The organism is Rhodopseudomonas sp. B29 (assembly GCF_000333455.1).
GTDB lineage: Bacteria > Pseudomonadota > Alphaproteobacteria > Rhizobiales > Xanthobacteraceae > Rhodopseudomonas.
The window spans coordinates 1-5,137 of the sequence record NZ_BADD01000201.1 but is presented as its reverse complement, the minus strand read 5'-3'; the positions used below and the strand labels follow the sequence as shown (position 1 = coordinate 5,137).

Genomic DNA, 5,137 nt, shown 5'->3' with positions numbered 1-5,137 from the left:
CCGCCTTGGTTTTGCGAAGCGATGACTTCGGCAGGACTTACGCCGCGGCCTTCTTCGGCACGACTTCGAACCGGTCCGCATTCATCACCTTGGTCCAGGCGGCGACGAAGTCCTTGGCGAACTTCTCCTTGACGTCGGACTGACCGTAGACTTCGGCGAGCGCGCGCAGCTGCGAGTGCGAGCCGAAGATCAGGTCGACGCGGGTGCCGGTCCAGCGCAGTTCGCCGGTCTTGCGATCGCGGCCTTCGTAGACGCCGTCGGTGGTCTTCGACGGCGACCACACGGTCTTCATGTCCAGCAGGTTGACGAAGAAGTCGTTGGTGAGCTTCTCCGGCCGGTCGGTGAACACGCCATGCGTGGTGTGGCCGACATTGCCGCCGAGCACGCGCAGGCCGCCGAGCAGCACCGTCATTTCCGGCGCGGTCAGGTTGAGCAGCGCCGCGCGGTCCACCAGCGCTTCTTCCGGCTTCATGAACTGATGCCGATTGGCGTTGATGTAGTTGCGGAAGCCGTCCTGACGCGGCTCGAGCACCGCGAAGGATTCGGCGTCGGTCTGCTCCGCGGACGCATCCATGCGGCCCGGGGTGAACGGCACCTCGACGGTGACGCCGGCATCCTTGGCGGCCTTCTCGACCGCCGCCGAACCGGCCAGCACGATCAGGTCGGCGAGCGAGACCTTCTTGCCGCCCGATTGCGACCCGTTGAAGTCCTTCTGGATGGCTTCGAGCTTGCTCAGTACCTGCTGCAGATCGGCGGGCTGGTTGACCTCCCAGTCCTTCTGCGGAGCCAAGCGAATACGCGCGCCATTGGCGCCGCCGCGCTTGTCGGAGTGCCGATAGGTCGAGGCCGAGGCGAAGGCGGTCGACACCAGCTGCGAGACAGACAGGCCGGAGCCGAGGATCTTCGCCTTGAGATCGGCGATGTCCTTGTCGCTGACCAGCTCGTGGTCCACGGCCGGGATCGGATCCTGCCAGATCAGATCTTCCTTCGGCACCAGCTTGCCGCGATAGCGGACCTTCGGGCCCATGTCGCGGTGGGTCAGCTTGAACCAGGCGCGGGCGAAGGCGTCTGCGAACTGATCCGGGTTTTCCAGGAAGCGGCGCGAGATCTTCTCGTAGGCCGGGTCGAAGCGCAGCGACAGGTCGGTCGTCAACATCGTCGGGACGCGCTTCTTGGCCGGGTCGAACGGATCCGGCACGTCCGCCGCGGCGCCCTTGGCGCGCCACTGCTGAGCGCCCGCCGGGCTCTTCTCCAGCTCCCATTCGAACTTGAACAGGTTCTCGAAGAAGTGGTTGCTCCACTTCGTCGGGGTCTGGGTCCAGATCACTTCCGGGCCGCCCGTGATGGTGTCGGCGCCGAAGCCGGTGCCGTGCGTGCTCTTCCAGCCGAGGCCCTGGTCCTCGATCGCGCCGCCTTCCGGCTCGGCGCCGAGGAACGACGGATCACCGGCGCCGTGGGTCTTGCCGAAGGTGTGGCCGCCGGCGATCAGCGCGACGGTTTCTTCGTCGTTCATCGCCATGCGGGCGAAGGTCTCGCGGATGTCCTTGGCGGCGGCGACCGGGTCGGGATTGCCGTTCGGGCCTTCCGGGTTGACGTAGATCAGGCCCATCTGCACGGCGCCGAGCGGATCGGAGAGCTGGCGCTCGCCCGAGTAGCGCTCGTCACCCAGCCAGGTTCCTTCCGGACCCCAGAACAGCTCCTCGGGCTCCCAGACGTCGTCACGACCGCCGGCGAAGCCGAAGGTCTTGAAGCCCATCGATTCGAGCGCGACGTTGCCGGTGAGGATAAACAGGTCGGCCCAGGACAGCTTGTTGCCGTACTTCTGCTTGATCGGCCACAGCAGGCGGCGGGCCTTGTCGAGGTTGGCATTGTCCGGCCACGAATTCAGCGGCGCGAAGCGCTGCTGGCCGGCGCCGCCGCCGCCGCGGCCGTCGGTGATGCGATAGGTGCCGGCCGAGTGCCAGGCCATGCGGATGAACAGGCCGCCGTAGTGACCGAAGTCGGCCGGCCACCATTCCTGCGAATCGGTCATCAGCGCGGTCAGATCCTTGATCACCGCGTCGAGATCGAGGCTCTCGAACTCCTTCTTGTAGTCGAAGCCCTTGCTCATCGGATCGGACAGCGACGAGTTGCGGTGGAGCATGCTCAGGTCGAGCATCTCCGGCCACCACTGGGAGTTCTTATTTCCGCGCGAGCCACCGCCGCCGCCGTGGGGGAACGGGCATTTGCCCTTGTCGTCCGTCTTCGCATCCATGGTTCGTCTCCGTTTTAGTTCTGCAGTGTCCCCGCGATGTTCGACCGGTTGATGACGGCCGTGATCGGTGTGGTGCGAGACCGCCGCGGGCGCGGGGAACGCCCGCGGCATCTCGTCTCGGATGATGATGTCGTATTGGCCGGGCATCCCGACGGGGGGCATCGGTGCCCGGCGACGCGCAGACTGGACCCGTTCTACGATCAGGTCCAGTCGGTTTGATTTTGCATGCCGATCAGATAAACTGATTGCCGATGTTGACGCTGCGCCAGCTTCGCTATCTCTCGGCCCTCGCCCGCCACGGCCATTTCGGCCGCGCTGCCGAGGCCTGCTCGGTGACACAGCCCGCCCTGTCGATGCAGATCGCCGAGCTGGAGCGGACGCTCGGCGTCAAGGTAGTGGAGCGGCGGCCGGGCGAGGTGTTCCTCACCGAGATCGGCCGTGAAATCGTCCGCCGCGGCGATGAGCTCCTCACCGCCGCCCGCGACCTCGTCGATTTTGCCCGCCACCGGACACACCTGCTGACCGGGCGGCTGACGCTCGGCGTGATCCCGTCACTGGCTCCGTATCTTTTGCCCAAGGTGCTGCCGAGGCTGCAGCAGCGGTTTCCGGAACTGCGCCTGGAGCTCCGCGAGAGCCAGACGCGGCAACTGGTCTCTGACGTGATGAGCGGTGCACTCGACGCGGCGCTGCTGGCGCTGCCGGTCGGCATCCGCGATCTCGATACGATCGCGTTGTTCGACGATGAATTCCTGCTCGCGGTGCCGGCCGACGATCCGCGGCCGGAGACCGCAACCGTGGCGGTCGACGAGATCGACCAGTCACGGCTGATCCTGCTCGAGGACGGTCACTGCCTCCGCGACCAGGCGCTGGCATTCTGCGCCACGGCCCGCAACCGCGCCCTCAACACCAGCGGTGCCGGCGCCGCCACGTTCGGCGCGTCGAGTCTAGCCACCGTGATCCAGATGGTCGCCGGCGGTTATGGACTGACTTTGATTCCGCAGATCGCCGCCGATGTCGAACGCCGCGACAAGCGGGTGAAGTTCCTGCGCCTGAAGCGGCCGCAGCCCGGCCGCAGCATCGGCCTGGTGTTTCGCAGGACCTCACCGCGCCGAGCCGATTTCGAGGCGCTGGGCGAGGTGGTGCAACAGGGTGTCAGCCGTGTGGCGGCGCCGCAGACCGAGCCGGCGTCAGAAACGCTCTAATCACCCCCACTCAGCGCAGCAGCGCCGTGGCGCGCTGCATGCTGGCGGCGATCTCGGCGGTGGCGGCGCTCTGCTCCTCGGCAGTGGAGGCCGTCGAGGCGACGAACTCGTTGACGCCGTCGATCGCCCGCTTGATGGCACTGAGCGCGCCGACCACGTCGCCGGCAATGCCGTTGAGATTGTCGATCTGGCCGACGATCTGATCGGTGGCGTTGCGCGCCTGGGTGGCCAGCGTCTTCACCTCCTGCGCCACCACCGCAAAGCCGCGGCCGGCCTCGCCGGCGCGTGCCGATTCGATCGTGGCGTTGAGCGCCAGCAGATTGATCTGGCCGGTGATGGCGCCGATGATTTCGGCGATGCCGCTCATCGCCCTGGCGGCTTCGTCGAGACGCTTGGCCTGGCCGTCCGCGACCTCGACTTCGGCGACCGCGCGGTGCGTCGTCTCGCGCGATCGATTCGTCGCTTCGGCGATCATCTGCACCGTGCTACTCAGTTCCTCGGTGCTCTCCGCCGACCTGATCAGCATGCCGCGCGCCTCCTCATTGGCGATGCGACGCTGCACCTGCGGAGTGATATCGGACGCGTACTTCACCACCTTGTAGGGCCTGCCGTCGAGATCGAAGATCGGATTGTACGACGCCTGGATCCAGACATCGCGGCCGTCCTTGGTGATGCGCCGGAATTCGCCGGCCTGATACTCGCCGCTCGCCAGCCGATCCCAGAACTCGCGATACGCCGCGGTGTTGCGGTCGGCCGGGTCCATAAACATGCTGTGGTGACGGCCTTTGATTTCGGCCAGCGAGTAGCCGGTGGCTTTCAGGAAATTCTCGTTGGCGTCGAGAATCGTGCCGTCGGTCTTGAATTCGATCACTGCCTGGGATTTGCGGATCGCCTCGATCTGGCCGGCGCTGTCGGCCGCGGCGAGTTTCTGCTCCGTGACGTCGTTGGCGAACTTGACGACCTTGATCGGCCGCCCCTTGTGATCGAGGATCGGGTTGTATGACGCCAGGATCCAGACCTCGCGGCCGCCCTTGCCGAACCGCTTGAACGAGCCGGTGAACGCTTCGCCGCTATTGAGCCGGCGCCAGAAATCCCGATACGTCTCGGTGTCGCGATCGGCCGGCGACACGAACATGCTGTGATGCTTGCCGACGATCTCGGCCAGCGAATAGCCGAGCGCGCCGAGAAACTTGTCGTTGGCGGTGAGGATGGTGCCGTCGAGCGCGAACTCGATCACTGCCTGCACCCGGCCGATCGCCGCGATCTTGCCGGCGTCCTCGAGGCTGTGAGTCTTCGCTGCGGTGACATCGGCGGCAAACTTCACCACGCCGGTCGGCTTACCGTGGCGATCGAGAATCGGATTGTAGGTCGCCTGGATCCAGACCTCGCGGCCGTCCTTGCCGATCCGCAGGAACTCACCGCTGTGATACACGCCGCCGCGCAGCCCCGACCAGAATTCGCGATACGCCGTGCCGTTATGCTCCGCCGGATCGACGAAGATGCGGTGATGCTTGCCCTGAATTTCCCTGAGCGTGTAGCCGAGCAGCTCGAGGAAGTTGGCATTGGCGGTCCGGATCGTCCCATCCAGATCGAATTCGATGACGGCTTGCGACCGGTCGATCGCCGCGAGCAGCGCAGCTGCGCGTTCCCGATCGGCGTTTCGGATGAATGGAAACATCGA

Annotated in this window: 3 protein-coding genes; 1 reads left to right on the top strand and 2 read right to left on the bottom strand. The window is 65.9% G+C overall.

Features of this window, described 5'->3' with window-relative positions; genetic code table 11:
* Positions 1-37: 37 nt before the first annotated feature.
* The gene (katG, locus tag I5M_RS07195; RefSeq protein ID WP_022720782.1) at positions 38-2,254 is read right to left on the bottom strand and encodes a catalase/peroxidase HPI; all 2,217 of its coding nucleotides are present in this window, start codon (positions 2,252-2,254) and stop codon (positions 38-40) included.
* A 251-nt stretch (positions 2,255-2,505) separates the two neighbouring features.
* Here katG and I5M_RS07185 point away from each other — a divergent pair, with 251 nt between their 5' ends.
* On the top strand, positions 2,506-3,456 hold the full coding sequence (locus tag I5M_RS07185) for a LysR substrate-binding domain-containing protein (protein ID WP_022720780.1): 951 nt from the start codon (positions 2,506-2,508) through the stop codon (positions 3,454-3,456).
* A gap of 10 nt (positions 3,457-3,466) precedes the next feature.
* Here I5M_RS07185 and I5M_RS07180 read toward each other — a convergent pair whose 3' ends face one another.
* Complete coding sequence (locus tag I5M_RS07180) at positions 3,467-5,134, bottom strand: PAS domain-containing methyl-accepting chemotaxis protein (RefSeq protein ID WP_031335710.1); 1,668 nt, start codon at positions 5,132-5,134, stop codon at positions 3,467-3,469.
* Positions 5,135-5,137 lie beyond the last annotated feature (3 nt).